This window comes from Streptomyces sp. TAA486, assembly GCF_000426165.1.
The window spans coordinates 288,472-314,316 of record NZ_AUEV01000002.1 but is presented as its reverse complement, the minus strand read 5'-3'; the positions used below and the strand labels follow the sequence as shown (position 1 = coordinate 314,316).

Genomic DNA, 25,845 nt, shown 5'->3' with positions numbered 1-25,845 from the left:
TGAGACCGGAAGATTCGCCATAGCAGAATCCGAGTGGCCGGAATCCCGAGCATGTGAAGAGGCCGTCTACGTTGCTGACGTCGGGAAGGGCCGAGACCCCGGCATCGAGGCTTTACGACGGCCTCCCAGGCCGCCCCAGGCGGCCGGCCGACAGCCGGCGGTGCGACCGCTTCGCCGGAAGCCGCCCCGGGCGGCCAGCCGGGAGAGGACAGCGATGAGAAACCGAATGAGGGCCGCGGCCCTGCTGAGCGCCGCGCTCTTCGGCGTCGCCGCCTGCGGCGCGGGGTCTCCCGGGGACCGGGAGGAGTCCGGCCGTGCCGGCAACGTCCTCCGGGTCGGCGAGACCGACGGGATGCCGTCCGCGTTCCTCCAGTTCGGCAAGCAGCGGGGCTACTTCAAGGACCACGGCATCGACATCGAGATCAAGCCGTCCGCCGGTGGAGCCGCGGCGATACCCGGACTCGTCGGCGGTGACCTCGACATCGCGGGTTCGAACGTCGTGAGCGGAATGCTCGCAGGACACCAGGGCCTGCCCGTGCGGGTCATCGCGCCGGGGACCTTCGCCACCGACGACACCGCCGAGGACTTCTCCGGCGTGCTCGTACCCCGCGGTTCCGCCATCGCCTCGGCGAAGGACCTCAGGGGAAAGACGATCGCCGTGAACACGCTGGAGAACATCGGCGACATCACCATCGAGGCGGCCCTGGAGAAGCGCGGAGTGGACACCTCCGACATCGAGTTCGTCGAGATCGACTTCCCGCAGATGCTTCCGGCGCTGAAGAACGGCCGCGTCGATGCCGCCTGGGTCATCGAACCCTTCCTCAGCATGGGCGCCGCACAGGGCGACCGCACGGTCCTGCGCCCGTACGCAGAGGCGCGCCGGGGCCTCCAGGTCGGCTCGTACCTGGCGACGGACCGGTTCATGAAGGAGAACGGCGCACGGGCGGAGGCGTTCCGCGCGGGAGTGGCCGACACGGCACGTGCCATATCGGAGGACCCGGACTCCTTCCGGAAGGCGCTGCCGAAGATCACGAAGATGAAGCCGCCGATCGCGTCGAAAGTGACGCTTCCTCAGTTCAAGAGCGACGTCGATGCCGGCTCGCTGCGGTTCATCGCCGACCGGATGCTTCGGAGGGGGTACGTGGATGAACGCATCGACGTCGACGCCGTCACCGCCCGCTGAGGGCGCGGCCGCGCAGGAGGCGTCCCGCCCCGGTCAGGCGGCAACGGCCGCCGGCTCCGCGGGCCGTCGGAAGGGGTGCGGACCCCGCAAGGTGCTGCTCGGCCTGGCCGGGATCGCCGCGTTCCTGCTGGCGCTGGAGGCGCTGCCGCACACCGGGCTCGTCGATGCCCGGTTCCTGCCGCCGTTCTCCGAGATGGCCTCCGCCCTGGGGGATCACGCACGCGCGCCCGGGTTCTGGCAGGCGCTGCGCGACACCCTGACCACCTGGTGCCTCGGTCTGTGCATCGCCGTCGTGGCGGGGACGCTGACCGGGCTGACCGTGGGCTCCGTTCCCCTGTTGCGAGAGGCGACCGCCTCCACCATCGAATTCCTGCGCCCGATCCCCTCGGTTGCGCTGATCCCGCTCGCCGTGCTGCTGTACGGCACCGGAATGGAGTCGACGCTTCTGCTGGTGGTCTACGCGTCCTTCTGGCAAGTGCTCGTACAGGTCCTCGCCGGCGTACAGGACGTGGACCCCGTCGCTCGGGACACGGCCCGCTCCTTCCGGTTCTCCCGGCGGACGCGGGCGGTGCGGTTGGTGTGGCCGACCACGCTTCCCTACGCCGTCGTCGGCTTCCGGCTGGCCGCGAGCGTGGCCCTCATACTCACCGTCACCGGGGAGTTGATCATCGGCACTCCCGGCCTTGGGCGCCTCATTTCGCTCGCCGAGACCTCGGGCGCGATGCCCTCGATGTACGCACTGGTGATCGTCACGGGTCTGCTGGGGGTGGCGGTGAACCTGCTGACGCGTTCGCTGGAGCGCCGCGTACTGCGCTGGCACCCCTCCGTACGGCGGGAGTCTGCATCATGAACGCCACCTCTGCCGGAGCGGCGCGCATCCTCCCGACTGCCGACGGGAAACGAGCCCGCCGGAACCCCGGACTGGCCCTGTGCAGGCGGCTGTTGACGGTCCTGGGCCTTCCCGCGCTTCTCGTCGCCGTCTGGTGGGCGGTCTCCGAGCGCAGCGGTGACTTCTTCTTCCCGCCGCTGAGCGACATCGTCTCCGCCTACGCGCCGACCTGGCTCGACGGCCGCATCACTGACGACGTACTTCCCTCGATGGCGCGGCTGTTCGCCGGTTACGGTCTGGCCCTCGCGCTGGGCGTCGCCCTGGGAGTGCTGATCGGCTCGTCCGCGAACGTACGGGCCGTCACCGAGCCGGTGCTCGAGTTCTTCCGCGCCATTCCGCCGCCCGTCATGGTGCCCGTGCTGATGCTTCTCTTCGGCATCGGCACCACCATGAAGGTCTTCGTGATCGCGACCGGCGCGCTGTGGCCGATCCTGCTCAACACCGTCGAAGGTGTGCGCGGTATCGACGAACTGCTGCGTGACACCTCCCGGGTCTACGGGCTCCGCCCGCTGACCCGCTTGCGGAAGGTGACGCTGCCCGGTGCCGCCCCGCAGATCTTCACCGGAGCCCGGCAGGCGCTGTCCATCGCCATCATCCTGATGGTGATCTCGGAGATGTTCGCCGCGAACAACGGCCTCGGCTACTCCATCGTCCAGTTCCAGCGCAGCTTCGCCCTGCCCGAGATGTGGACCGGCATCACGCTGCTGGGCCTGCTGGGCGTCCTGCTGTCCCTGGTCTTCCGCGCCGTCGAGCGCTCGGCACTGGCCTGGTACCGCGGGCAGCGCCAGTCACAACGAGGAGGCAACTGATGGTCACCGCGACTCCGGACACGGAAAACCCGACCCGGATGCTCAACGTGTGCGGCCTGCGAAAGGTCTACGAGTCCGCCGAAGGGCCGGTGGAGGCCGTCCGCGACCTCACCTTCGGCCTCGGCAGCGGAGAGATGGTCTGCGTCGTCGGACCGTCAGGAGCCGGCAAGACCACTCTCCTGCGGTGCATCGCCGGGCTGTTGCCACCCACGAGCGGCGAGGTCTTCCTCGAAGGCAGCGCCGTATCGGGACCGCCCAAGGGTATGGCGGTCGTCTTCCAGGACTACGCGCGCAGCCTCTTCCCCTGGCTCACCGTCGCGCAGAACGTCGAACTGCCCCTGAAGGAGAAGGGGACGGGGAAGGCCGAGCGGCGCCGCCTCGTGGACAGTTCGCTGGAGGCGGTGGGCCTGTCCGACGTACGCCGGTCCTACCCCTGGCAGTTGTCCGGAGGCATGCAGCAGCGGGTGGCGATCGCACGCGCCGTCGCCTACGAACCGCACATCCTGCTCATGGACGAGCCGTTCGCGGCCGTGGACGCGCAGACGCGCGCCGACCTGGAGGACCTCGTACGGGAGTTGTGGCACCGGCTGGGCATCACGCTGCTCTTCGTCACGCACGACATCGACGAGGCCATCTACCTGGGCCAGCGGGTACTGGTCCTCTCGGGGCGGCCGACGGAGATCATGCAGGACGTCACCGTCGACCTGCCCGACCGGCGTGACCAGCTCTCCACACGCAACGATCCGCGCTTCTCGGAGCTGCGCACCGAGGTCTACGGGCTGGTGCAGAGGGCGAAGCGGGGCGAGAGGCCGTAGTCGGGCGTGGCCCGATCCAAGCGGGTGGCCGGGCGGGCGGAAACAAACCGGGCGACAACTCTCCCGCAACCGTTGCAAGGTTGGCGGATGTTGGACCACATCGCTATTCAGGTGAATGACATCGCGGCCAGCACCGCTTTCTACGACGCCGTACTCGCCCCGCTCGGCGGCGAGCGCAAGAAGCAGTTCGGCGAGAACATCAGCTTCGGTGTCACGGGGCACCCGCTGTGGCTCGTCCCGGCAAAGGACCCCGCGCCCTCGCGCGAGGTGCACATCGCGTTCACCGCTTCCGACCGCTCCACCGTGGACGCCTTCTACGCCGCGGCCCAGGCAGTGGGTGCCGAGGTCCTGCACGCGCCCGGACTCCGGCCCGAATACCACGACTCCTACTACGGGGCCTTTGTCCGCGATCCCGACGGCAACAACGTCGAGGCCGTCTGTCACCGGCCCTGAGGACTGTCAGGCGGTCCGCGAAGTCCCCGTCAAGCTGGAGGCGTTGCGCCCGTCCCGAAAGGTGCAGCTCCGCCGGAGACGCACCGGGAGGTCCGACCGGCGCGTGCCGGTCACACACGATTCACTCGTGGCGCCCCGCAGTCGGCGGGCCTGCGGGTATCTTGCGGAACATGCCCCCGGAACAACCCGAGCCCCACGAGGCGGACTCCGTACCGCCACCGCCGTCCGGCTACCAGCTCAAGGCGATCGTCTTCGACGTCAACGAGACCCTCAGCGACATGACACCGCTGCGGGACCGCTTCGAGCAGGTCGGCGCGCCCGCGGACCTCATGCCCACGTGGTTCGCGGGAGTGCTGCGTGACGGCTTCGCGCTGGCTGCCGCCGGTGCGTATGCGGACTTCGCCGACATCGCACGGGACGGAATCCGCACGCTCCTCGTCGCCTTGGACGGGCGTGGCCCGGACGAGGCGGACGACGCCGCCCGGCACATTCTGGAGGGCATGGCCGAACTGCCCCCGCATCCCGATGTTCCTGGCGGCGTCCACGCGCTGCGCAGGGCAGGGTTCCGGCTGGTGACCATGACCAACGGCTCGGCCGATCTGACCGACGGGCTGCTCAAACGGGCCGGTGTGCGCGACCAGTTCGACGCGCTGCTGGGCGTGAGCGGGCCGCGCTGCTGGAAGCCCGCTCCCGACGCGTACCGGTACGCGGTGCGCAGGGCGGGCGTACGGACGGGCGAGGCGCTGCTCATAGCCGTGCATCCGTGGGACGTCGACGGTGCGCAGCGCGCCGGGCTCGCCGGGGCCTGGCTGCGACGCGGCACGGTCCACTACCCGGAGACGATGTCGCGGCCCAAGTGGACGGCGGAGGACCTGGAGGAGCTCGCCGAGGTGCTGGCCGAACGCGCCAACGGCCAGAGCCAGGGCTAGCCGGGCCGGAGCCCCGGGCCGGTCCCCGGCGTATGGCCGTGCAGGTCCGGCCCTTGACAGCCCGATGCCGTTGCTGGATTACTGGACCGCGCCTCGATGGTGACCGAATGGTCGGTCGGTGGAGCGAGTACGAGAGCGTGGAACGCATGACGCAAGCCATGAGCGACGGGGCGGCGCACGCGATGTTCGCCGCGGACGAGGCCTCACAGGCCCTGGGCATCGAGCTGCTGGAGGCCGCGCACGGCGCCGCGAAGCTGCGCATGACGGTGACCGCGTCGATGGTCAACGGTCACGGCATCGCACACGGCGGCTACATCTTCCTCCTCGCCGACACGGCCTTCGCCTGCGCCTGCAACAGCCACGGCCCGGTCACCGTCGCCTCCGGCGCGGACATCTCCTTCGTCAAGCCGGCCCGGGAAGGCGATACGCTCACGGCGCTCGCCGAGGAGCGCACCACTTACGGCCGCAGCGGGATCTACGACGTGAGCGTCCTGCGCGACGGCGAGGTCATAGCCGAATTCCGCGGCCGGAGCCGCACCGTTGGGCGCGTGGAGGACTCCCGATGACGACGAGCGAGACCCCGGCCTCCGCCCGCGTGCCGCGCAGGACCGGCGAGGCGATGCCCGAGCACCTGCTCGACGCCGGCGAGCGGATGGGCGCGGAAGCACTGCGCGCGTACCAACTGGCCGCCCTCCAGCGGACACTGCACACCGCCTACAACGAAGTCGAGCTGTACAGAAGGAAGTTCGACGAGGCGGGCGTGCGCCCCGAGGACTGCCGCACCCTGGAGGACCTCGCCCGGTTCCCCTTCACCACCAAGGCCGACCTGCGCGAGACCTACCCGTTCGGGATGTTCGCCGTGCCCATGGCGGACGTGCGCCGCATCCACGCCTCCAGCGGCACCACCGGCCGCCCCACCGTGGTGGGTTACACCGAGAACGACATCTCGATGTGGGCGGACATGGTCGCCCGCTCGATCCGGGCGGCGGGCGGCCGTCCCGGACACAAGGTCCATATCGCCTACGGATACGGCCTGTTCACCGGCGGGCTCGGCGCGCACTACGGAGCGGAGCGCGCCGGCTGCACCGTCATCCCGGTCTCCGGAGGGATGACGGCCCGGCAGGTCCAGCTCATCCAGGACTTCGAACCCGAGATCATCATGGTCACCCCGTCCTACATGCTCACGCTGCTGGACGAGTTCGAACGCCAGGGCGTCGATCCGCGCGGCACCTCGCTCAGGACGGGCATTTTCGGTGCCGAGCCGTGGACAGAAGAGATGCGCGCCGAGATCGAGGAGCGCCTGGGCATCCACGCCGTCGACATATACGGGCTGTCCGAGGTGATCGGGCCCGGCGTCGCGCAGGAGTGCGTGGAAAGCAAGGACGGCCTGCACATCTGGGAGGACCAGTTCTACCCGGAGGTCGTCGACCCCGTCACCGACGTGCTCCAAGCAGCGGGCGACGAGGGCGAGTTGGTCTTCACCTCGCTCAACAAGGAAGCCATGCCGGTCATCCGCTACCGGACCCGCGATCTGACCCGGCTGCTGCCCGGCACCGCACGCCCCGCCTTCCGCCGCATGGAGAAGGTCACCCGGCGCTGCGACGACATGATCATTCTTCGGGGCGTCAACATCTTCCCCAGCCAGGTCGAGGAGATCCTGCTGCGCAGCGAGGGGCTCGCACCGCACTTCCAGCTGCGGCTGAGCACCCGCGGCCGCCTCGACCACATGACGGTGCGCGTCGAGTCCCGGCCCGGCACAGCTCCGGCACAGAGCGAGGAGGCCGCACGCTCCGTCGCCCAGGCCGTCAAGGACGGGATCGGGCTGAGCGTCGAGGTCGAGGCCGTCGAGCCGGAGACGCTGGAACGCTCGGTCGGCAAGATCCGCCGGGTCGTCGACGAGCGTTCACGGAGCTGACGGCTGGGTGGTGGCGCTCCCGTCGGCACCGAAGTTGCTGGTCGTGAACTGCGGGTTGGCGATGAGGAATCCGCCGTCGACGGGATACGACTGGCCGGTCGTGTAGGCCGCGTTTTCCGAGGCGAGCCACGCGATGAGGGAGGCGACCTCCCTCGGGTCGCCGGGACGCGCAGCCGGCAGCGCCGGGCGGTGCACGGTGCGGACGTCGGCGCCTTCCAGGCCGGACATGCGGGTGGCGATGAGCCCCGGGGCGACGGCGTTCACAGTGATGCCGTGCGCGGCCAGTTCCAGTGCCATCGACTTCGTGAGTCCGCCCAGTCCGTGCTTGGCGGTGTTGTACGCGGCGGCGGACGGCAGAGGCGTGTGCTCGTGCACCGACGTGACGTTGATGATGCGGCCGCCCCTTCCCCGGCCGATCATGCGGAGGGCGGCGCGCTGGCTCAGCAGGAACGGACCCTCCAGGTCCACCTGCATCACATGACGGAAGTCCTCGAACGTCATCTCGGTGAACGGTGCGGACCGGTTGTCCCCTGCCGCGTTGACCAGTACGTCCAACGTGCCGAAGGCGTCGGCGAATTCGTCGATCACGGCCTCGGGTCCCGGCAGTCGAGTCAGGTCGAGGTGACGCACCTCCGCGCGCCGTCCGTGACTGCGGACCTCTTCGGCCGTGCGCTGCGCGTCCGCCTCGTCCACGAACCAGGTCACGCCGATGTCGAAGCCGTCCCGGGCCAGCGCGGCGGCCGTCGCCCTGCCGATGCCGGACTCCGATCCGGTGACAACGGCGGCCTTGCTTCCGGGGATGCCGGAGGCGCCGCGTCCGCTTGCGCCGCCGGTGGGGTGGTCGTCCATGGTGATGCTGCTCCTCGTCTGCGACCGGGCACCGGGGATCCGGTGGCGCTGCCGGTGCTGACAGGGTGCCCGGGGTGGGCCCGGATGATCAGGCCGCCTCCTCCAGACTCAGCAGCGTCAGTTTGGCCTCGGGGCCTCCGGCGTAGCCGCCCGCCGAGCCGTCCGAACGGACCACCCGGTGACACGGGACGACGACGGGCAGGGGATTGGTCGCGCATGCGGTGCCGACGGCGCGTACCGCCCTCGGGCTGCCCGCCGCGGCCGCCACCTGCGCGTAGCTCTCGGTGCGGCCGTATCCGATGTCGGCCAGATGCGTGATGACCTCGCGCCGGAACCCCTTCGTCAGCCGGAGATCCAGGGCGAGTTCGAAGCGGGTGCGCCCCCCCTCGAAGTACTCCTCGATCTGCCGCACGGCCGGCTCCAGCCGGTCGGGCGCCCGCAGCACGCGCGGACTCACGCGCTCGGCGAGGTCCGCCAGCACGGCGGAGTGGCCCTGGACGTCGTAGGCCACGCGAACCAGGCCCTCCTCGGTGGCGGCGAGCAGCAGAGACCCCACCGGTGTCTCCAGCGTGCGGTAGGCGACGTCCAGGAGCCGGTCGCGCCCTGCGCGGTCCACCAGACGGGAGTGGAGGCGCCCCTGCGCCGCCGCGTCAGTGGTGGGCAGCGCCGCGAACAGTCCGAGGTCGCCGTCCCCGGGTGCGGTGCCCGACGCGCCAGTCGAGTCGGGCACGGCGGACGCACCGGACGCACCGGATGCGCCGGCTGCGCCGGGCGTGGGGGTTGCAGGAGTCCTCATCGCTTCTCGCCTTCCTCCGTGCGGCGTGGAACGCTTCTGCGCAGGGATTTGATGCCGTCCGCCGCGGCCCTGCGTGCCGCGTCGGTGCTGCCGCCGGTGATGTCGGCGATCTCTCTGTAGGGCAGGCCGGCCAGGTAGTGGTACGCGACCGCGGCGCGCTGGCGCTGCGGCAGCGCCTGGAGCGCGTCCCACAACTCCCCGTCGCGCTCCCACTGCTGAGCCCCGCCCCCGGCCCCAGTGACGGAATCCGCCGGGGGCTCGGGGACCTCGGCGACGGCGACGGGACGGCGTGAGCCGGCCCGTACCAGGTCGATGGCCTTGCGGTGAGCGATCGTGACCAGCCACGCCTCGACGTTGGCGTCCTCCCGGAGCCGCGGGTACGCCTTCAGCGCCGCCAGGAACGTCTCCGACCACGCGTCCTCCGCGTCCACCGGTCCGACGACGGCTCGGCACACCCGGAGCACCATCGGCCCGTACTCGGTGACGATCTGCTCGAAAGGTCTCAAGGTCACATCCACACCCCGTAGGCGGTTCCCCGCCCCGGCTGCTGCCGTGGGCGGACGGACGAGCAGGCCCTCAGAAGAGCCGGGCCGTACGCGTCACCGACGCCGCCCCCTCCAGCTCCAGGAGGAGCCTCTTGCGCTCCAGCCCGCCCGCGTAACCCGTCAGGGCGCCGTCGGCACCCACGACGCGGTGGCAGGGCACGACCACGGAGATCGGGTTGCGGCCGTTGGCCGCGCCGACGGCCTGCGCCAGCGCCCGGTCGCCCAGTTCGCGGGCCAGCACGCCGTACGAGCGTGTCTCGCCGTAGGGGATCTTCTTCAGCAGCTCCCACACCCGCTGCTGGAAGGGCTCTCCACGCGGTGCCAGCGGCAGGTCGAAGCGCTGCCGCTCTCCCGCGAAGTACTCCTCCAGCTGCCGCAGCGCCTCGTCGAAGCCGGTCGCGTCACGCGGCCCGATCTCGTCGGGGGACGGGCCGCGCCGATGGTTCTCGAAGTAGACACCGGTCAGTGCGTCGCCGTCGGCCACGAGCGTGAGCGCGCCCAGCGGCGAGAGGAAAACCGTGTGCCTGACACTCCCGGCGCTCCTCGTGCCGCCGGTCCGGCCGGCGTGCGTCCCTGCAGTCATCGTCCCGCTCCCTTCCGCGCTGTGGCCGATTCTTCCGGTCCACACCAGGAAGACGTGACGGGAGCCCCGGGCGTGAGACCGGGACGGCAGAAATTTCCGCCGGTCCCCGGGTCGCTCCGGCTGCCGCTCAGGCGGCCCTTTCCTCCGCGGCCACCTGCTTCAGCGTGCGCCTGGTGCGGGCGGAACGCGCTCGCTGCGGATCGGGCGTGCCACCCTTACGAGCCGCCCGTGCGTCGGCCTCCTTCACCAGCAGCCAGGCCTCGCGCCCATCGTCCCCGCCGCCGCGGAACCGGGTGAGCGCATAGCCGCCGCGGAGCTTGCCGCCCTCCAGCCAGAACGTCGCATGCCCGCGCCGAAGGGCGTCCGCGAAGTTCTCGGAGATCGGCCGGTAGGTTCCCTCGTCCCAGATGATGACGGTGCCTGCCCCGTACTCACCTGCCGCGATCACGCCTTCGAAGTCGCGGTATTCCAGCGGGTGATCCTCCGTCGGAATCGCCAGCCGCTTCTCACGCGGATCCGGCGAGGGGCCCTTCGGGACCGACCAGGACTTCAGCACTCCCTCCACTTCCAGCCGGAAGTCGAAGTGCATGGTGCTCGCGTCGTGGATCTGCACGACGAAGCTGCCGCGGCCCTCGGACGGCGCGGTCCCGGCGCCGCGTGGCTCGCTCGTCCGACCGAAGTGCCGCTTGCCGCGGTAGCGCCTGAGTGTGTCCGGCTGGGCACCCTGGCCGTCCTTGGCGGCGCTCTCACCGCTCTTCCCGCTGTTTGCGGCGCTCCGGGTCCCGGTCTCCCCGCCCCGCGCGTTCTTCCTGGTCCTGGGCTCCTTCGTGTTCTTCCTTGCCTTCTCGCTCACCGCGGCTCCTTCCGGCGGACAAACACCGCGGACGGGTGCCCACAACGGCGCGACCCGCACCGCTCGCGTCAGCGGGAAGATCACGGCCGCCGGGAGCGCTGTAGTGAACGGCGCGATTCCGGGTACATCCGCCGTCCGGGGGGAGTGACCGGCACGCGCACCACGACGCGAACGGAAGGGAAGCAACCACCGTGAAATTCGGCGTATCGACCTTCATCACCGATCAGGGAATCGCCCCCGACGCCCTGGGCCGGGCAGTCGAGGAACGCGGGTTCGACTCGCTGCTGATCGCCGAACACACCCACATCCCCGTGGAGCGCCGATCGCCCTACCCCGGAGGCGGCGATCTGCCCGAGATCTACTACCGCACCCTCGACCCCTTCGTCGCGCTCAGCAACGCCGCGGCGGTCACCGACCGGCTGCTGCTCGGCACGGGCATCGCGCTGATCGCGCAGCGGGACCCGATCGTCACCGCGAAGGAAGTGGCGTCCCTGGACCTGGTCTCCGGCGGGCGGGCGATCTTCGGAGTCGGTGTCGGCTGGAACCGTGAGGAGATGGAGAACCACGGGACCGACCCGTCGACCCGCGGCCGTCTCGCCGACGAGCGGCTGCGTGCGATGCGCGAGCTGTGGACGGCCGAGAAGGCCGAATTCCACGGCGAGTTCGTGGACTTCGGCCCCGTATGGTCGTGGCCGAAGCCCGTGCAGAGCCCCCATCCACCCATCTACGTCGGCGGCGGCGAGGGCGCCTTCGACCGGGTGGCCGCGCTGGGGGACGCCTGGCTCGCCAACCGCGTCTCGCCCGAGCAGCTCGCACCGCAGATCCAGCGGATGCGTGCGAAGGCCGGACGGGAGGTCCCGGTGACGGTGTACGGAGCCGCGGACGACCCGGCGACGATCGAGGGCTACGCGAACGCGGGCGCCGAGCGCGTTCTGCTGTATCTGCCGACGCGTCCGGAGCGCGAGTCGATCGAGGTGCTCGACCGACTCGCAGCCGTCGCCGAGCAGTTCGACTGAGGAGGCCGTGCCGCATGCCGAGGATGACGGGTGACGAGGCGCGGGAGCGCTTCGCCCAGGCACGGTCCGCGACGCTGGCCACCGCCGACGCGGACGGGCGTCCGCACCTGGTCCCCGTCACCTTCGCCATGACCGGCGACGTCGTCGTCTTCGCCGTCGACCACAAGCCGAAGGAGTCGCACCGGCTGAAGCGGCTCGCCAACATCCGTTCCAACCCCGCCCTTTCGCTCCTCGTCGACTCCTACGACGAGGACTGGGAGCGGCTGTGGTGGGCGCGCGCCGACGGCACCGGCCGCGTGCTGCCGCCGGCCGGTGGTTCCCCGGCGTCCTCCGCATACGCGGACCTGCTCACGCAGCGGTACGTGCGGCAGTACGGACCCAGACCCCCTCAGGGGCCGGTCGTGGAGATCGCCGTCGCACGGTGGGCGGGCTGGCGGGCCACCTGACGAATCACCCGCGGGGCGTTCCGTTTGTCGGCCCCCGCCGCTTCCGCAGTTCGGCGAGCGTGCAACGATCCGCCTCATGGCGACAGTGAGTGAACTCCTCCCCAGTGACGCCGTGCGGCTGGATGCCGAGGCCGGGGACTGGCGTGAGGCCGTGCGGCTCGCCGGCGAGCTGATGACACGGACGGGGATCAGCACTGCTGACTACACGGCGGAGATGGTCCGGAACGTCGAGGAGAACGGTCCGTACATCGTCATCGCTCCCGGCTTCGCGCTCGCCCACGCCCGCCCGTCACCCGCGGTGCTGATCACGGGGATGTCATGGGTGCGCCTCGCGGAACCCGTGGAGTTCGGGCACGAGTCGAACGACCCCGTGGACCTGGTCGTCGGACTCGCAGCCGAGGACAGCCGTGCCCACCAGGTGGCGCTGGCCGGACTGGCGAAGCTGCTGGCGGACCCCGAGACCTCGCGGGCGCTGAAGGACGCGGCCACGCCGGAGGCACTCCTCGCCGTGCTCGCCGGCCGCCCGGGCTCCGGCAGCGGGGAGGGCGAGGGTGACGCGGGAGCCTCCGGAAAGACAGCCCGGCGGAGCGGCGGAGCCGCGGTGCACAAGATCCTCACGGTGTGCGGCAACGGGCTCGGCACGAGTCTGTTCCTGAAGAACACCCTGGAGCAGGTGCTCCAGCGCTGGGGCTGGACCTCCCACGTCACCGTCGAGGCGACCGACACCGTCTCGGCGAAGGGCAAGGCGTCGGAGGCCGTCGCCGTCTTCACCTCACGCGAGATCGCCTCTGCCCTGGCGGGCATCAGCGTCCCCGTCCGCGTCATCGAGGACTTCACGAGCACCGCCGATGTCGACGGCGCTCTCCGCGACACCTACGACGTCTGAGGACGGGAAGGGAGCAGGCGGCACCCATGGGCCCGCTCATCTCCACCGCTGAGTTTCTCGTGAACGAGATCCTCAGCCAGCCTCCGTTTCTGATCGGTCTGATCACGGCCACGGGCCTGATCGCACTGAGGAAGCCCGCCGGTCAGGTCGTCGGAGGAGCCATCAAGGCGACTCTCGGCTTTCTGCTCATCAACGCCGGTGCCGGCCTCGTCGTCGACTCCCTCGCGCCGCTGGGGGAGATGATCCAGGGCTCGACCGGGGCGCACGGCGTGATCCCGACCAACGAGGCGATCGTCGGGATCGCGCAGGAGCAGTTCGGAGCCCGCGTCGCCTGGCTGATGATCACCGGGTTCGTGCTGAGCCTGCTGCTGGCCCGCTTCACGCCGCTGCGCTACGTCTTCCTGACCGGCCATCACATTCTCTTCATGGCCACGCTGATCACGATGGTGCTCGCCACGGCCGGACTCACCTCGCTCGTGGTCGTCCTCGTCGGCGGCGTGCTGCTGGCCGTCATGCTCGTCTCCATGCCCGCCTTCGCACATCCGTGGACCAAGCGCATCATCGGCAACAACAGCATCGCGATGGGGCACTTCGGCACCGCCGGCTACGTCACCGCGGGGGCGGCCGGACAGCTCTTCGGCCGGCGCAGCCGCAGCACCGAGGAGATGAACCTGCCCGAGGGGCTGCGCTTCCTGCGCGACTCCATGGTCGCCACCGCCCTGTCCATGCTGCTGATCTACGTGGTGATGGCGCTGGTCCACCTGGCGAAGGCGGGCGAGAAGGCCGCGTTCAAGGTGTTCGCGGCCGGCGGGGGAGAGGCGGCGAGCGACGTCGGCAACTACGTGATGAGCGCCGTCATGCAGGGTCTGCAGTTCGGGATCTCCGTCGCCGTCATCCTCTTCGGAGTCCGTACGATCCTCGGCGAACTCGTCCCCGCCTTCCAGGGGATCGCCTCGAAGGTCGTTCCCGGCGCGGTGCCCTCGCTGGACGCGCCGATGGTCTTCCCGTACGCGCAGAACGCCGTGCTCATCGGCTTCATCGCCAGCTTCACGGGGGGTCTCGCCTCACTCGGGCTGCTCACCGCCGTCTTCGGGCCCGCGTTCGGCCTCGCGCTCGTACTGCCCGGCCTAGTGCCGCACTTCTTCACGGGCGGTGCGGCCGGTGTCTACGGCAATGCGACGGGCGGACGGCGCGGGGCGGCGATCGGCGCCTTCCTCAACGGTGTGCTGATCACCTTCCTGCCCGCGCTGCTGCTGAAGGTTCTCGGTGCCTTCGGCGAGGAGAACACGACGTTCGGGGACGCGGACTTCGGATGGTTCGGAACCCTCATCGGCAACGCGGCCAAGGCCGGTGAGACCGCGGGCGTCGTGCTGATGCTGCTGATCGGCGCCATCGTCCTGGGCGGGGCGGTGCTGATGCAGAAGCGCGTCGTGGAACGCGGCTGGGATCCCGGGGCCCGCCGCGACGTCCTGCTGCCGCCGCAGCAGGACGAAGCGGACGAGCCCGCGACGGCCACGGCCGCCGCGAAGCTTCCGGCGCAGTCCACGGGCACCGGCGCGGGCCACGCGAAGCTCGCACCGCCCCGTGGTGCTCCCGTCCCGCCGCCACCGCCCGCGAATCAGGACTGACAAGGCCGGGCCTCCGGGGCCCAAGGAGGCGGCCCTGCCCGGGAGTTCACACCGCGCGGGCCAGCCCGCCTCGGGCAGCCGCAGCCGCAGCCGCCGCGGGCCCCGCGGCGAGGCTGCCGACCAGCCGGGCCACGGTCTCCGTGACGCCGTCCGCGGCCTCCGCGGCGACGACAGCTGCACCCTCCGCCTCCGCGGAGACGTGCTTGTCGAGGACGAACCAGCCCCGCAGCACGTTGTCCGTGCCCAGTGAGGTCAGGACGGGCCGCAGCGCGTAGTCGATCGCCAGGACGTGCGCCGTGCTGCCGCCGGTCGCAAGCGGCAGCACCGTCTTCCCCGCCAGGGCGAACTGGGGCAGCAGATCGAGCAGCGTCTTGAGCAGCCCGCTGTAGGCGGCCTTGTAGACGGGTGTGCCCACCACGAGGGCGTCGGCCCAGTCGATCGCCTCGATGACCTCCCGGATCGCGGGATGGGAGGCGTTCCCCGCGAGCAGCGCCTCGGGTGGAAGGTCGCGCACGGCGACATGCCGTACGTCGTGGCGTTCCTCGGCGAGCAGTCCGCCGACGTGACGGACGAGCGACGAGGTACGTGAACGGGCCGACGGACTGCCGGAGATGGTGAGGATGTTGGGCATCGCGGTTCTCCTATGAGGTCTGGGGGACGGCGGGCGAGCGCGGGGCACTGGGCTCGGGGCGGTCCCCGAGGGGTCCGCCGCCGGTGACCACATAGAGGTCCCGCTCCCGCAGCCGCGACGTGGCCCACATGCTCACGAGCGCGGTCAGCGCCAGATATCCGCACGCCGCCCAGGGCGTGCCGTCACCGAGGGCGAGCAGCGCCGTCATGATCAGCGGGGTGATGCCCGAGGCGAAGATGCCGGACATCTGGTAGACGAACGACATGCCCGTGTAGCGCACCTGCGTCGCGAACAGCGCGGCGAACAGCGTGCCTTGGGCGCCGTAGAAGTAGGCGTGCACCAGGCCCAGGGTCACCACGAGCACCGCGGCGAAGCCCCAGGGCCCGCCGACGCCGAAGACCCAGAAGGCGGGGAAGACGGACACGGCGAACAGGCCCATGCCGACGAAGTAGACGCGGCGCGCACCCTGACGGTCGGTGAGCCTGCCCGAGAGGGGTATCGCGACCGCCATCACCAGCGCCGCCGCCGTGACGGACAGCAGCACCGAACTGCGGTCCAGGTGCAGCGTCGTCGTCGCATAGGTGAGCGCGAAGACCGCCCATGTGTTGAACGCCGCGCCCTCGCCCCAGCGGGCCAGCATGCCCAGCAGGACGTGACGACGTGACGGGCGGGCACGCAGCAGCTCCACCAGCGGGGCCGACTGCGTGAGTTCGCGCAGATGAGCCACGGCCCGGAAGGCCGGGGTCTCGTCGATCTTCAGCCGTACGGTCAGGCCGACGGCGACGAGCACCAGGGAGACCAGGAACGCCACGCGCCACCCGTATCCGAGGAACGCCTCGTCGCTGAGCACGTTGTTGAGCAGGGCGAACGCCCCTGTGCCCAGGGCGAGTCCGAGTGCCAGTCCGATCTGCGGATAGCTGCCGAAGCGGCCCTTGCGGCCGTTCGGCCCGAACTCCACCGCCAGAAGCACCGCACCGGCCCACTCGCCGCCGAGCGCCACGCCCTGGGCGACGCGCAGGACCAGCAGCAGTGCCGGCGCGAGGATGCCGACCTGTTCGTACGTCGGGAGCAGCCCGATGAGCGCAGTCGAGACGCCCATCAGACTCATCGTGAAGGCGAGCGTGCGTTTGCGCCCGATCCGGTCGCCGATGTGACCGAAGAGCAGACCACCGATCGGGCGGGCGAGGAAGCCCACGGCGAAGGTCGCGAACGACAGCATCGTGCCGACCGAGCCGTTCGTCGTGGGGAAGAACAGCTCGCCGAAGACCAGCCCCGCGGCGGTGCTGTAGAGGAAGAAGTCGTACCACTCGACGGTCGTGCCCAGCAGGCTGGAGAGCACGACGGTCCTGAGCTCGCGCGGTTCCGTGGGTGCCGGGGCCTCGGGCTGCACCGTGCTCACCGGCCCGCGAACGGGACGATGCCCGCCTCGGTCGAACGGGCGCCGTCCGGGTGCTGCCACAGCCCGCGCCGCTCCAGCAGGGGCAGTACGCCCTCACCGAACCAGTACGCCTCCTCCAGGTGCGGGACGCCGGAGAGCACGAACTCCTCGATGCCCAGGCGGTGGTACTCCTCAATCAGGTCCGCGACCTCCGAGTGGCTGCCCACCAGGGCCGTGCCCGCGCCGCCGCGCACCAGCCCGACCCCGGCCCACAGGTTGGGGTAGATCTCCAGCTTGTCGCTGGTGCCGCTGCCGTGCAGCTCGCGCATCCGCCGCTGCCCCTCCGATTCGCTTGCGGACAGGCCTTCCTGGACGGCCTTGATGCGGTCGGGGTCCATGCCCTTCAGGAGCCGGTCCGCCTCCGTCCACGCCTCGGCGGAGGTGTCGCGGCTGATGGTGTGCAGCCGGATTCCGAAGCGCACCTCGCGTCCCTGGGCGGCGGCGAGTGAACGCACCCAGTCGATCTTCTGCTTGACCTGCTGCGGCGGTTCGCCCCACGTGAGGTACACATCCGTGTGGCGGGCGGCCACTTCGCCCGCCGCGGGGGAGGAGCCCCCGAAGTAGACCGTCGGTGCCGGTTCCGGCAGACGGTTCAACTGAGCGCCCTCGACCCGCAGATGCTCGCCGTGATGATCGACCTTCTCACCGGTCCACAGGCGGCGCACGATGTCGAGGAACTCGCCGGTGCGCGCGTAGCGTTCGTCCTTGCTCAGGAAGTCGCCGTAGGCGCGCTGTTCCGCCGTCTCGCCGCCGGTGACGACGTTGAGGAGGAGACGGCCGTGCGACTGGCGCTGGTATGTCGCGGCCATCTGCGCGGAGAGCGTCGGGGAGATCTGTCCGGGCCGGAAGGCGACGAGGAACTTCAGACGTTCGGTGACCTGCGTGAGCATCGCGGTGGTGAGCCATGCGTCCTCGCACCACGCTCCCGTCGGCGTGAGCGCTCCGGCGAAGCCCAACTGCTCGGCGGTGCGGGCGATCTGGCCGAGGTACTCGATGGATGCCGGACGGTCGCCGCCGGCCGTTCCCGGGGTCGAGCCATGGCCGCCGCCGACGATGTGGCGGCTGTCGCCCGTCGTCGGCAGGAACCAGTGGAACGTCAGCGGCGGCGGTGGAGTGGGGGCGGGGGAGTGCCCCGAAGAGGCTGATGGCGCCGGGGACTTCGGGGACTCGGACTGGCCGGAGGACAAGGAAGACACGGAGACTCCAGAGGGGGAGAACGGGGTGCACGGCGAGGGGCCGCTGCCGGAGGCCGGGCCCCAACGCGGACACGGCACGGCGAAGCCCGGCCGGCAAGGGTGTTCGCAGATCCGGACACACCGCCGCACGCCGGGTCGAGGGCTCGCGCGCACGACGCGAACCCCCGGGCACGGCACGGGTGTTGGGAGGGTGTTCAGCCGCGGAGGATCAGCCGCGAGGCGAACGGGAGGACGGCGGGCCGAGGAGGCCCTGCCGGGGAATCAGCTGTTACAGGTCGCGCTGGACTGGCGACACAGGTCGACGTGGAGGCGCTCCACGAGGGGTCCGGCAGCAGCTGTCATGCTTCGCATTCTGTGCGAGCCGTCGGCCGGGTTCAACCCCTACCCGCTCACGTTTCAGCAGGTGAGACGGATGGTTCGCCCGCCGCGGGTGATGAGGGTCGGCCCATCGGCCCGACGGGGCGCCGCCTCAGTACCTCGAAAGAACATCCACGGCCGCCTTGAGCCGCAGCTGTTCCAGGGTGTCGGCCTGCTCGTGCGCACGACTGAGGAGCCGTGTCAGCTGCTGGTCGTGGAGGACGGCCGCCTGCGGTCCTGTCATCGCGCGCAGCGCCAGCCACATCAGCCGCTTCCCTTCGACACCGAGGCGCAGGGTCTCCAGTTCGAGGACGCTGCTGAGCGGGGCGCGCCGCACGACGAAGCCGTTGGTCTTGGCTCTGCCCGCCTTCTCCAGCAGCCACCCGGCGCCCATCTTGTACCGGCGCACCGGCACGCCGAGATCCCGCATGATCCGCAGCAGTGCGGTGCGGTCCTGCGCGATCTCGTCGGCGAGGCGGACCAGCGTCGCGCCCGCGGCGGACATCGCGTGCTGCTTCGCCACACGGCGTGCGAGTTCGCTTCCGCTGGTGGCCCCGAGGAGGTGGTCGTTGAGGTAGATGGCAAGCGGAGCCCTCATCGGCCCGGTAGCCGAGGCAGCGGCCGTGCGGGCGTTGCCCGTCCCGCGGTGCGTCGTATGGGTCATGGGTTGCTCCCATCGGTCCGGGGAACGGGCTCCTGCTCTGCCGGGCGCGTGCTCTGCCGGGCGCCTGCACACGCTGCACACGCCGCCGGGCAGCCGTGCCCGCCGTCGTCCGGGGGGAGCGGCGCACCGGCTCTTCCAGGCTCGCACCGGGGGCAGCGCTGTCAATCCGCGGACGGGCCGCCGCGGAGCCCGCGGGGCCCCTCGGCACCGTCCGCCCGCCCCGCCCGGTGCGCGGACCGCGCTGATCCGTACAGGTGTGCCTTCGCCCGAGCGGCGGACAGGCCCGTTTGATGATCGGAGTGGGCTCCGGTGAAGTGGTTCCTGCGGAGGTTCCCGCTGTGCCCCAGGGCGCCGGGCCTCCCGTTCCGGACCGCCGCGCGAGACGGGAAGACCATGACCGACACTGCCCCTGTCAGCACTCCCTTCACCGCCGACTCCACCGCCGAAGAGGTCATCGACGGCATCGACCTGACCGGACGCCGGGCCGTCGTCACCGGCGGCGCCTCCGGCATCGGCGCGGAGACGGCCCGCACGCTGGCCGGTGCCGGGGCTCAGGTGACCCTCGCCGTGCGCGATGTGGAGGCGGGGCGGCGCGCGGCCGCGGAGATCGTCGCCGCCACGGGAAACGAGCAGATCCGCGTCGCCCCGCTCGACCTGGCCGACCGCAAGTCCGTGGCGGGGTTCCTGGCTGCGTGGGAGGGCCCTCTGAACATCCTGGTGAACAACGCGGGAGTCATGGCCTCGCCCCTGGTGCGTACGCCGGAAGGCTGGGAGCTGCAGTTCGCCACCAACCACCTGGGCCACTTCGCGCTCGCCGTGGGGCTGCACAGGGCGCTGGCGGAGGCGGGCGGTTCGCGCGTGGTGTCGGTCAGCTCAAGCTCGCACCTGCACTCGCCGGTGTGTTTCGAGGACATCCACTTCCGCACGCGCGAATACGATCCCTGGTCCGCCTACGCGCAGTCCAAGTCGGCCAACGCGCTGTTCGCCGTCGGTGCGTGGGATCGCTGGGAGAGCGACGGCATCGCCGTCAACTCCTCGATGCCGGGCGCCGTGCGCACCCGTCTGCAGCGTCACATCAGTGAGGCGGAACTCGAACGGCAGCGCGCCGCGGCAGGCAGCAACGTGCCGGCGTGGAAGACGCCCGGACAGGGCGCTGCCACCAATGTGCTCCTCGCGACGTCGTCGCTGCTGGAAGGCGTCGGCGGGCGTTACTTCGAGGACTGCAACCAGGCGCCGCTCAGCGAGCCCGGCTCCTCGCGTGGGGTCGCACCCTTCGCGGTCGACCCCGAGGCTGCCGCGAGGCTGTGGCAGGTCTCCGTCGAGACCCTCACGGCCTGAAGGACGGCCCCATGGACGGCCTGACGGTCCGAAGAGCCTCGCCGTCCGCCATCAACTCCGGTGCCCTGAGGGCCCGTCGGCTTCAATGGGCGAACCTGCGGAATCCGCGGTGAATGTGTGTCAGTACAAGACGCACTCCTGTCCCGATGCCCGATTCCGCTTGTGCTCATCAGGTGAACATTCGTACACGAGGGCGGTGTTCTCGAGGAGGGCGGCACCAGGATGTGCCTGCTTCGGGCCGGAGGGCCCGGGCGAGCACATCTCCCCCCACCAAGAGGAGCGCAATGTCTCTGACGTCCATCAGCCGGAGAGCGCGAATATCCCTCGCCGCTGTGGCCGCCGGCGGCGCCGCCGTTCTGGGCTTCGCGGTCCTGCCGTCGACCGCGACGGCGACCCCCGCCGAGAAGCCCGCCGCGGCCGCCGCCAAGAGCGAGAGGGCGGCCAAGGCCGATGCGATCACGCGGGCCCAGATGCTGGAGCGCGCGGCCACCTGGCTGACCGCCAACAATGGCGCCCAGGTCCCCTACAGCCAGACGCAGGTCTGGTCGGACGGCTACCGGCAGGACTGCTCCGGCTACGTCTCGATGACTCTGGGACTGTGGAAGTCCGGTCCCAACACCGTCGAGCTGGCGGGCAACCGGGATCTGACGACCCCGATCAACCTGGGCGATCTCAAGCCCGGTGACCTGCTCATCGACGCCGACGGCTCCAACACCACCCGCCACGTGGTGATCTTCGAGAAGTGGACCGACGACTCGCACACCGCCTACTCGGCGTTCGAGCAGCGAGGCGGCCACGGCACGGACCACCGTGTCCTGGACTACGGTCTGGCCTCCGGCAGCGAGTACAAGCCCTACCGTCCGAACAACCTGACGGACTGAGGCCGCAACGCAGGCCGCTCACCGGCCTGTTGACCACAGCACAGCACAGCACAGCACAGCACAGCACAGCACAGCGCTCCCGCCCCCTGCACACGGGGACGGGAGCGCTGTGTTTCGCGCCGTGTTCACTCCTTCACGGAACCGGCGTTCGCCCCGCGGATGAAGTAGCGCTGGAAGCAGAAGAAGAGCACCGCAACCGGAATCGTCGAGAGCAGTGCCGCGCCCAGCTTCAGCGGATACTGCGTCCCCGCACCCAGGCCGCCGGAGACGAACCGCGCCAGACCGGTCGTGAGGGTCTCGTAGTCACTGGACTGCGTCGCCACCAGGAAGTGGGTGAACTCGTTCCACGAGCCCTGGAACGACAGCAGGGTCACGGTGATCAGCGCAGGTTTCGACATCGGCAGCACCACGTACCAGAAGATCCGTCCGACGCCCGCACCGTCGATGCGGGCCGCCTCCTCGACCTCCTTCGGTATGGACTCGAAGAACTGCTTCATGATGAAGATCCCCGCCGCGTCGAACAGCAGCGGCACGATCATCCCGGTGTAAGTGTCGAAGATCCCAAGGGTGTTGAGGACCAGGAACTTCGGGATGAGCAGCACGACGGGCGGCACGGCCATCACCGCGATCACGAACGCGACCAGCATGGCGCGGCCACGGAACCGCAGCCTCGCCAGCGCGTACCCGGCCGCCGAGTCGAAGAGGACGCGGCCCAGCGTCACCACGACCGTCACCAGGGTGCTGTTGCCCAGCCACCGCATGAACGGCACGCCCTCACCGTCGCCGCCGAAGCCGGCCAACTTCTCGAAGACGGCCGTCGTCGGCGCCTCCGGCCACAGAGACAGCGGGTTGGAGGCGGCCTCCGGGTCGCTCTTGAAGCCGGTCGCCAGCTGCACCAGGAACGGCAGCGCGTACAGCAGCGCGAAGCCGAGCAGCAACGTGTAGCCCGCGAGCCGGGCGGGACGGGGGAAGCGAGCCAGCACGGGCCGTTCGTCCGTGGAGAGCGGTTCGTCAGTGGTGCGCACCGGGCGCCTCCTTCCCCTCACCGGACACCTGCTGCCGCAAGGAAGCCGCAGCGAGACGCCGCGAGCTCCGGCTTCCGCCACGTTCGCGCAGCAGGAAGCGCTGAACTCCCGTCATCAGCAGCACGATCGCCAGCAGGACGAACGAAATGGCCGCACCCTGACCGAACTCCGCGTTGTCGAACGCGTAGGAGTACGAGAGGAACGCGGGCGTGAGCGTGGTGTTGGCCGGCTCGCCCTGCCCCAGCACGTACACCTGGTCGAAGACCTGCCAGGTGGCGATCAGCCCGAGCGTCGTCACCAGGAACAGCACCGGGCGCAGCGCCGGCAGCAGCACGTGGCGCAGAACGTGCCGCCGCGCCGCTCCGTCCAGGGCCGCCGCCTCCTCCAGTTCACGCGGGATGTTCTGCAGCGCCGCGAGGAAGATGAGCATGAACGTGCCCGAAGTCGTCCACACGGCAAGGATGATGAGGGTGCACATCGCCACGGACGGACCGGCCAGCCACTCCGAGAAGGGCAGGCCCAGCATCCCGTGTGCGGCGAGGAAACCGCCCGGCTTGCCTTCGGTGATCCCGAGCGCGTCGAACAGCACCCACAGGACTCCGCGCGAATCCTGGAACCAGTTCGGTCCGTTGACGCCGATCCAGCTCAGCAGTTCGTTGACGGCGCCGCTGCCCTGGAAGAGGAAGAGGAAGACCGTGCACACCGCGATCGAGCTGGTGACGGAGGGAAAGTAGAACGTGGTGCGCAGCATGCTCCGGCCGCGCAGCATCCGCTGGTTGACGACGATCGCCAGCGTGAGGGCGAGGCCCGTCTGCAGCGGGACTGTCAGCAGCACGAAGTAGGTGTTGTTCCGCAGCGACGTGGCGAGCAGCGTGCGCGCGAGCCCGTCCTCGGCCAACAGGCTGCGGTAGTTGTCCAGACCCACGAAGTCGGCGTCCGGCGTGAACGGGTTGGACTGCCCGTTCCAGTTCAGGAGGCTCACCCATGCGGCCATCAGGATGGGCAGCGCCATGAAGAGGCCGAGACCGAGGACCATGGGGCTCACGAACAGCCAGCCCCACAGCCCTTCACGTCCGCGGGTCGTACGGGATCGGGAGCGCCCGGGCAGTCCCGGGAGGCCGGGCCGCCGCCTTGCAGGCGGCGGCGCCGGGCGCTCGGTGACAGTGGTCGGCATGCGGGGTCAGTCGCCCTTCTTGATCGCCTGTTCGCCGTTGCGCTGCAGCGTGGAGAGGATGGTCGCCGGGGAACCGGTGCTCAGTCCCTGCAGATCGGCGTTGAACTGGTCGAGGACCTTGGTGAAGCCGGGGACCGTCACGGGGCTCTGGGCGTAGGAGTTGCCCTCAACCCATGCCTTGGACTCCGGGTGCTCCTTCGCGAAGGTCTTCATGATGCTGTCGCGGGAGGGCATGACGCCGATCTGGTCGGACGAGGCCAACTGCTCCTTCTTCGAGGTGAGTTGGCGGATCATGTCGATGGCCGCCTCGTGGTGCGTGCTCTCCTTGGCCACGCCCCAGCAGTTGCTGAAGGCGAGAGTTCCCTTGCCCTTGGGGCCCGCAGGCAGCGGCAGCACCTTGTACTTGACGTCCGGGAAGTCGGCCTTCATCGCGCCGGCCAGCCAGTTGCCCTCGATGATCATGGCTGCCTTGCCCTTGCCGAGCGCCTCACCGGCCCAGCCGGTGTCCACCTGCTTGGCGAACTTCATCGACCCGGAGCGCAGCAGCTTCTTCGCGAAGCCGAGACCCTCAGCGTTCTCCTTGCTGTCGGCGGTCATCTTCGACTCGCCGGAGTCGGTTATCCAGCCGCCGGCCTGCTTCATGAACACCCCGAGCCGCTGGTACTCGTTCGTGGTCACCAGCCCGGTGGTCTTGCCGGAGGTCAGCTTGTCCGCCGTCTTCTCCAGCTCGTCCCAGGTGGCGGGGTAGTCCTTCTCCGTCAGCCCGGCGTCCTTCCACTTCTCGGTGTTGATGACAAGACCGAGCGTGGAGGAGTCCTTGGGCAGGCAGACGAGCTTGCCGTTGTAGGTGAAGGCCTTGCGCAGCTCGGGGGAGAAGTCCTTCGCGTCGGGGATCTTGTCCCCGTACGCGTACAGCGAGCCGCCCTTGGCGTAGTTCGCGAACTGGTCGGAGTTGACGTAGAAGGCGTCCGGCGGCCGGTTGCCCGCGAAGGCCTGCGCGAGCTGCTGGTCCATGTCCTTTGCGAGCTGCACGGTGACCTTGTGGCCGCTTTTCTTCGCCCAGGCCGAGGTCGCCGACTTCACGGCCTTGGTCTCGGCGTCACCGGAGGTGGCGATCAGAACGCGCAGCGACTGCTTCTTGCCGCTGTCCTGCTCGGGTCCGTTCTTGCTCTTGTCGAACCCGGACGAACAGGCGGTCGCGGTGGTGGCCAGCACCGCACAGGCGGTGACTGCCACGGTGGAGCGACGGAACATGCGGGCCTCCTGGAGGAGTTGATGCGGAGATTCGAGGTGACGGTGTGTGAGGTGACGGTCGTGATGGAGCGCCGTGTGCGGCCGTGGATTCAGCCGGAAGCGGTACCGAGGCTCGTTCGTACGACGAGAGCGGGCGGCAGCAGCACCCGTTCGGGAGGTTTCGCGGGGTCGGACATGCGGGCCAGCAGCAGACGCATCGCCTCCCGGCCCACGTCGCCGAGCGGCTGCGCCACGCTGGCGAGAGGCGGGGAGAGAAGAGGGGCGACGGTGGAGTCGTCGAAGCCGACCACCGACACGTCGCGGCCCGGCACGCCCCCCGAGTTGGTGACGGCCCGGTAGCAGCCCAGCGCGAGCGTGTCGCTGGCGGCGACCACCGCCGTCACACCCGCGTCGAGCAGTGGCTGGACGGCGCGGGCGGCGGAGCCGACGTCGTCGACGCTGTCCACGCGGTGTCCGGTCTGCAGGCCGTGATGGAGCAGCGTGCGGTGCCAGCCCTCGGCCCGGTCGTCGCCGGAACCGGAGCCCGGCGGCCAGCCGAGGAAGCCGATGCGCCGGTGGCCCTCGGCGACCAGCCGCTCGACCGCGGCCTCGGTGCCCGCCGCGCCGTCGACGTCGACCCAGTCGCCCACTTCCTGCTCGGACCACATCCGCCCGAAGGCGACGAACGGGATGCCGCGTTCCTCCAGCCAGGCCTGCCGGGGGTCGCCGTGCGCGGTGTTGCTCAGCACGAACGCGTCCACGCCGTGCTCACCGAGCAGCTCTTCGTAGGCGGCCAGTTCGCGCTGCCCGGACCCCGCGGCGAACAGCAGCAGCCGGTAGCCGGCAGCGTCGGCGGTCTCTGAGAGTGCGTGCAGGAACCGGTCGAGCACCATGTTGCCGGGGCCCGCCGGCTCTATCCCGAAGCCGATCAGCCTGCTCGCACGTGTACGGAGTGAACGGGCGGCGCGGTGCGGGCGGTAGCCCATCTCGTCCACGGCTCGCCGGACGCGCTCCAGGGTCTCGGGCCGCAACAGGTCCGGGGTGTTGAGCGCGTTGGAGACGGTCTGCGTGGAGACCCCCGCACGCCGCGCGACCATCGCCATCGTGACCGAGCCGGAGCCCGAACCCGAACCGGCACCCGAACCCGAACCCGAACCCGAACCCGAACCGGCACCCGAACCCTGACCCGGTGCGGGCGGCGTTGGAGCGGAACGAGACGGCATGAGGTGGGCTCCCGGGGGCGAAGGCTGACAAACATGGACGATCTACCGGGCGAAGAGGGCAATTTGAGCCCTTGACCTCTTTGCTATGGT

28 protein-coding genes are annotated in these 25,845 nt (G+C 70.2%); 14 read left to right on the top strand and 14 right to left on the bottom strand.

From position 1 onward, the window contains the following. Positions 1 to 214 precede the first annotated feature (214 nt). The 8 genes from I004_RS0105340 (at position 215) to paaK (ending at position 6,993) form a co-directional block, all read left to right on the top strand. Positions 215 to 1,183 (top strand): ABC transporter substrate-binding protein, encoded by a 969-nt coding sequence (locus I004_RS0105340; protein WP_078510851.1) that lies wholly within the window; start codon positions 215 to 217, stop codon positions 1,181 to 1,183. After that, the gene (locus I004_RS0105335) at positions 1,146 to 2,033 is read left to right on the top strand and encodes an ABC transporter permease (RefSeq protein WP_078510850.1); all 888 of its coding nucleotides are present in this window, start codon (positions 1,146 to 1,148) and stop codon (positions 2,031 to 2,033) included. Before I004_RS0105340 ends, I004_RS0105335 begins: the two co-directional genes overlap by 38 nt. Further along, complete coding sequence (locus tag I004_RS0105330; protein ID WP_078510849.1) at positions 2,030 to 2,881, top strand: ABC transporter permease; 852 nt, start codon at positions 2,030 to 2,032, stop codon at positions 2,879 to 2,881. The genes I004_RS0105335 and I004_RS0105330 overlap by 4 nt, the downstream gene beginning before the upstream one ends. Beyond that, complete coding sequence (locus I004_RS0105325) at positions 2,881 to 3,696, top strand: ABC transporter ATP-binding protein (RefSeq protein ID WP_486579748.1); 816 nt, start codon at positions 2,881 to 2,883, stop codon at positions 3,694 to 3,696. The genes I004_RS0105330 and I004_RS0105325 overlap by 1 nt, the downstream gene beginning before the upstream one ends. An 87-nt stretch (positions 3,697 to 3,783) precedes the next feature. Then, complete coding sequence (locus I004_RS0105320) at positions 3,784 to 4,149, top strand: VOC family protein (protein ID WP_028434617.1); 366 nt, start codon at positions 3,784 to 3,786, stop codon at positions 4,147 to 4,149. Positions 4,150 to 4,319: 170 nt separating this feature from the next. After that, a complete protein-coding gene (locus I004_RS0105315; RefSeq protein ID WP_078510848.1) occupies positions 4,320 to 5,078 on the top strand; it encodes a haloacid dehalogenase type II in 759 nt (252 codons plus the stop codon). A 146-nt stretch (positions 5,079 to 5,224) separates the two neighbouring features. Then, the gene (paaI, locus tag I004_RS0105310; RefSeq protein ID WP_028434615.1) at positions 5,225 to 5,644 is read left to right on the top strand and encodes a hydroxyphenylacetyl-CoA thioesterase PaaI; all 420 of its coding nucleotides are present in this window, start codon (positions 5,225 to 5,227) and stop codon (positions 5,642 to 5,644) included. After that, positions 5,641 to 6,993 carry a phenylacetate--CoA ligase PaaK gene (gene paaK / locus I004_RS0105305; protein ID WP_028434614.1) on the top strand — a complete coding sequence of 451 codons (1,353 nt, stop codon included), beginning with the start codon at positions 5,641 to 5,643 and terminating at the stop codon, positions 6,991 to 6,993. Before paaI ends, paaK begins: the two co-directional genes overlap by 4 nt. Here the strand turns inward: paaK and I004_RS32400 are convergent. The 5 genes from I004_RS32400 to I004_RS32395 all read right to left on the bottom strand — a co-directional run bounded on the left by I004_RS32400 (position 6,982) and on the right by I004_RS32395 (position 10,619). Then, positions 6,982 to 7,842, bottom strand: coding sequence for an SDR family oxidoreductase (locus tag I004_RS32400; protein WP_051344729.1), 861 nt, complete (start codon positions 7,840 to 7,842; stop codon positions 6,982 to 6,984). The genes paaK and I004_RS32400 overlap by 12 nt on opposite strands. Positions 7,843 to 7,930: 88 nt before the next feature. Beyond that, positions 7,931 to 8,638, bottom strand: coding sequence for a methylated-DNA--[protein]-cysteine S-methyltransferase (locus tag I004_RS0105295; protein ID WP_078510847.1), 708 nt, complete (start codon positions 8,636 to 8,638; stop codon positions 7,931 to 7,933). Beyond that, positions 8,635 to 9,150, bottom strand: coding sequence for a sigma-70 family RNA polymerase sigma factor (locus I004_RS0105290; protein ID WP_028434612.1), 516 nt, complete (start codon positions 9,148 to 9,150; stop codon positions 8,635 to 8,637). The genes I004_RS0105295 and I004_RS0105290 overlap by 4 nt, the downstream gene beginning before the upstream one ends. A gap of 64 nt (positions 9,151 to 9,214) precedes the next feature. After that, positions 9,215 to 9,766, bottom strand: a complete 552-nt coding sequence (locus I004_RS0105285) for a methylated-DNA--[protein]-cysteine S-methyltransferase (protein ID WP_078510846.1) — start codon at positions 9,764 to 9,766, stop codon at positions 9,215 to 9,217. A 127-nt stretch (positions 9,767 to 9,893) separates the two neighbouring features. After that, on the bottom strand, positions 9,894 to 10,619 hold the full coding sequence (locus I004_RS32395) for a DNA polymerase ligase N-terminal domain-containing protein (RefSeq protein ID WP_078510845.1): 726 nt from the start codon (positions 10,617 to 10,619) through the stop codon (positions 9,894 to 9,896). 191 nt (positions 10,620 to 10,810) lie between these two features. Between I004_RS32395 and I004_RS0105275 the strand changes: the two genes are divergently transcribed. From I004_RS0105275 to ulaA, 4 genes are all read left to right on the top strand, one after another. Then, positions 10,811 to 11,635 carry an LLM class F420-dependent oxidoreductase gene (locus tag I004_RS0105275; RefSeq protein WP_028434610.1) on the top strand — a complete coding sequence of 275 codons (825 nt, stop codon included), beginning with the start codon at positions 10,811 to 10,813 and terminating at the stop codon, positions 11,633 to 11,635. Positions 11,636 to 11,649: 14 nt separating this feature from the next. After that, complete coding sequence (locus I004_RS0105270; RefSeq protein ID WP_028434609.1) at positions 11,650 to 12,081, top strand: TIGR03668 family PPOX class F420-dependent oxidoreductase; 432 nt, start codon at positions 11,650 to 11,652, stop codon at positions 12,079 to 12,081. 76 nt (positions 12,082 to 12,157) lie between these two features. After that, positions 12,158 to 12,967, top strand: a complete 810-nt coding sequence (locus I004_RS0105265) for a PTS sugar transporter subunit IIA (RefSeq protein WP_028434608.1) — start codon at positions 12,158 to 12,160, stop codon at positions 12,965 to 12,967. 26 nt (positions 12,968 to 12,993) lie between these two features. Next, entirely contained in the window at positions 12,994 to 14,595 is a 1,602-nt protein-coding gene (gene ulaA, locus I004_RS0105260; RefSeq protein ID WP_028434607.1) for a PTS ascorbate transporter subunit IIC, read from the top strand. 46 nt (positions 14,596 to 14,641) lie between these two features. Here ulaA and ssuE read toward each other — a convergent pair whose 3' ends face one another. The 5 genes from ssuE to I004_RS0105240 all read right to left on the bottom strand — a co-directional run bounded on the left by ssuE (position 14,642) and on the right by I004_RS0105240 (position 18,881). Further along, entirely contained in the window at positions 14,642 to 15,226 is a 585-nt protein-coding gene (gene ssuE / locus I004_RS0105255) for an NADPH-dependent FMN reductase (RefSeq protein WP_028434606.1), read from the bottom strand. A 10-nt stretch (positions 15,227 to 15,236) separates the two neighbouring features. Next, positions 15,237 to 16,625 carry an MFS transporter gene (locus I004_RS32390; protein ID WP_051344728.1) on the bottom strand — a complete coding sequence of 463 codons (1,389 nt, stop codon included), beginning with the start codon at positions 16,623 to 16,625 and terminating at the stop codon, positions 15,237 to 15,239. Then, positions 16,622 to 17,764 (bottom strand): LLM class flavin-dependent oxidoreductase, encoded by a 1,143-nt coding sequence (locus tag I004_RS0105245; protein ID WP_028434605.1) that lies wholly within the window; start codon positions 17,762 to 17,764, stop codon positions 16,622 to 16,624. Before I004_RS0105245 ends, I004_RS32390 begins: the two co-directional genes overlap by 4 nt. Before the next feature lie 357 nt (positions 17,765 to 18,121). Continuing rightward, positions 18,122 to 18,202: a putative leader peptide gene (locus I004_RS40165; RefSeq protein WP_486579797.1), complete on the bottom strand. Its 81-nt coding sequence runs from the start codon at positions 18,200 to 18,202 to the stop codon at positions 18,122 to 18,124. 127 nt (positions 18,203 to 18,329) lie between these two features. After that, entirely contained in the window at positions 18,330 to 18,881 is a 552-nt protein-coding gene (locus I004_RS0105240) for a hypothetical protein (RefSeq protein ID WP_486579747.1), read from the bottom strand. Between the two features lie 393 nt (positions 18,882 to 19,274). On the opposite strand from I004_RS0105240, the gene I004_RS0105235 reads away from it, so the two are divergent. Then, entirely contained in the window at positions 19,275 to 20,219 is a 945-nt protein-coding gene (locus tag I004_RS0105235) for an SDR family NAD(P)-dependent oxidoreductase (RefSeq protein WP_028434603.1), read from the top strand. A gap of 284 nt (positions 20,220 to 20,503) precedes the next feature. Then, positions 20,504 to 21,100, top strand: a complete 597-nt coding sequence (locus tag I004_RS0105230; RefSeq protein WP_037975036.1) for a hypothetical protein — start codon at positions 20,504 to 20,506, stop codon at positions 21,098 to 21,100. A 125-nt stretch (positions 21,101 to 21,225) separates the two neighbouring features. Here the strand turns inward: I004_RS0105230 and I004_RS0105225 are convergent, their stop codons facing one another. The 4 genes from I004_RS0105225 to I004_RS32380 form a co-directional block, all read right to left on the bottom strand. Further along, positions 21,226 to 22,125 carry a carbohydrate ABC transporter permease gene (locus I004_RS0105225; protein ID WP_199779328.1) on the bottom strand — a complete coding sequence of 300 codons (900 nt, stop codon included), beginning with the start codon at positions 22,123 to 22,125 and terminating at the stop codon, positions 21,226 to 21,228. Then, positions 22,112 to 23,299: a carbohydrate ABC transporter permease gene (locus I004_RS32385; RefSeq protein WP_486579746.1), complete on the bottom strand. Its 1,188-nt coding sequence runs from the start codon at positions 23,297 to 23,299 to the stop codon at positions 22,112 to 22,114. The genes I004_RS0105225 and I004_RS32385 overlap by 14 nt, the downstream gene beginning before the upstream one ends. Positions 23,300 to 23,305: 6 nt before the next feature. Further along, a complete protein-coding gene (locus tag I004_RS0105215) occupies positions 23,306 to 24,553 on the bottom strand; it encodes an extracellular solute-binding protein (protein ID WP_028434600.1) in 1,248 nt (415 codons plus the stop codon). 89 nt (positions 24,554 to 24,642) lie between these two features. Beyond that, positions 24,643 to 25,755 (bottom strand): LacI family DNA-binding transcriptional regulator, encoded by a 1,113-nt coding sequence (locus tag I004_RS32380; protein ID WP_078510843.1) that lies wholly within the window; start codon positions 25,753 to 25,755, stop codon positions 24,643 to 24,645. Between the last annotated feature and the right edge of the window lie 90 nt (positions 25,756 to 25,845).

Coding starts and splice junctions, on each gene's coding strand:
- I004_RS0105240 (WP_486579747.1), bottom strand. CDS start 18,881: ATGACCCATACGACGCACCGCGGGACGGGCAACGCCCGCACGGCCGCT.
- I004_RS32380 (WP_078510843.1), bottom strand. CDS start 25,755: ATGCCGTCTCGTTCCGCTCCAACGCCGCCCGCACCGGGTCAGGGTTCG.
- I004_RS0105285 (WP_078510846.1), bottom strand. CDS start 9,766: ATGACTGCAGGGACGCACGCCGGCCGGACCGGCGGCACGAGGAGCGCC.
- I004_RS32385 (WP_486579746.1), bottom strand. CDS start 23,299: ATGCCGACCACTGTCACCGAGCGCCCGGCGCCGCCGCCTGCAAGGCGG.
- I004_RS0105320 (WP_028434617.1), top strand. CDS start 3,784: ATGTTGGACCACATCGCTATTCAGGTGAATGACATCGCGGCCAGCACC.
- I004_RS32400 (WP_051344729.1), bottom strand. CDS start 7,842: ATGGACGACCACCCCACCGGCGGCGCAAGCGGACGCGGCGCCTCCGGC.
- I004_RS0105235 (WP_028434603.1), top strand. CDS start 19,275: ATGACCGACACTGCCCCTGTCAGCACTCCCTTCACCGCCGACTCCACC.
- I004_RS0105325 (WP_486579748.1), top strand. CDS start 2,881: ATGGTCACCGCGACTCCGGACACGGAAAACCCGACCCGGATGCTCAAC.
- I004_RS0105215 (WP_028434600.1), bottom strand. CDS start 24,553: ATGTTCCGTCGCTCCACCGTGGCAGTCACCGCCTGTGCGGTGCTGGCC.
- I004_RS0105270 (WP_028434609.1), top strand. CDS start 11,650: ATGCCGAGGATGACGGGTGACGAGGCGCGGGAGCGCTTCGCCCAGGCA.
- I004_RS0105315 (WP_078510848.1), top strand. CDS start 4,320: ATGCCCCCGGAACAACCCGAGCCCCACGAGGCGGACTCCGTACCGCCA.
- I004_RS0105230 (WP_037975036.1), top strand. CDS start 20,504: ATGTCTCTGACGTCCATCAGCCGGAGAGCGCGAATATCCCTCGCCGCT.
- paaI (WP_028434615.1), top strand. CDS start 5,225: ATGACGCAAGCCATGAGCGACGGGGCGGCGCACGCGATGTTCGCCGCG.
- I004_RS0105335 (WP_078510850.1), top strand. CDS start 1,146: ATGAACGCATCGACGTCGACGCCGTCACCGCCCGCTGAGGGCGCGGCC.
- ssuE (WP_028434606.1), bottom strand. CDS start 15,226: ATGCCCAACATCCTCACCATCTCCGGCAGTCCGTCGGCCCGTTCACGT.
- paaK (WP_028434614.1), top strand. CDS start 5,641: ATGACGACGAGCGAGACCCCGGCCTCCGCCCGCGTGCCGCGCAGGACC.
- I004_RS0105330 (WP_078510849.1), top strand. CDS start 2,030: ATGAACGCCACCTCTGCCGGAGCGGCGCGCATCCTCCCGACTGCCGAC.
- I004_RS40165 (WP_486579797.1), bottom strand. CDS start 18,202: ATGACAGCTGCTGCCGGACCCCTCGTGGAGCGCCTCCACGTCGACCTG.
- I004_RS0105265 (WP_028434608.1), top strand. CDS start 12,158: ATGGCGACAGTGAGTGAACTCCTCCCCAGTGACGCCGTGCGGCTGGAT.
- ulaA (WP_028434607.1), top strand. CDS start 12,994: ATGGGCCCGCTCATCTCCACCGCTGAGTTTCTCGTGAACGAGATCCTC.
- I004_RS0105340 (WP_078510851.1), top strand. CDS start 215: ATGAGAAACCGAATGAGGGCCGCGGCCCTGCTGAGCGCCGCGCTCTTC.
- I004_RS0105295 (WP_078510847.1), bottom strand. CDS start 8,638: ATGAGGACTCCTGCAACCCCCACGCCCGGCGCAGCCGGCGCATCCGGT.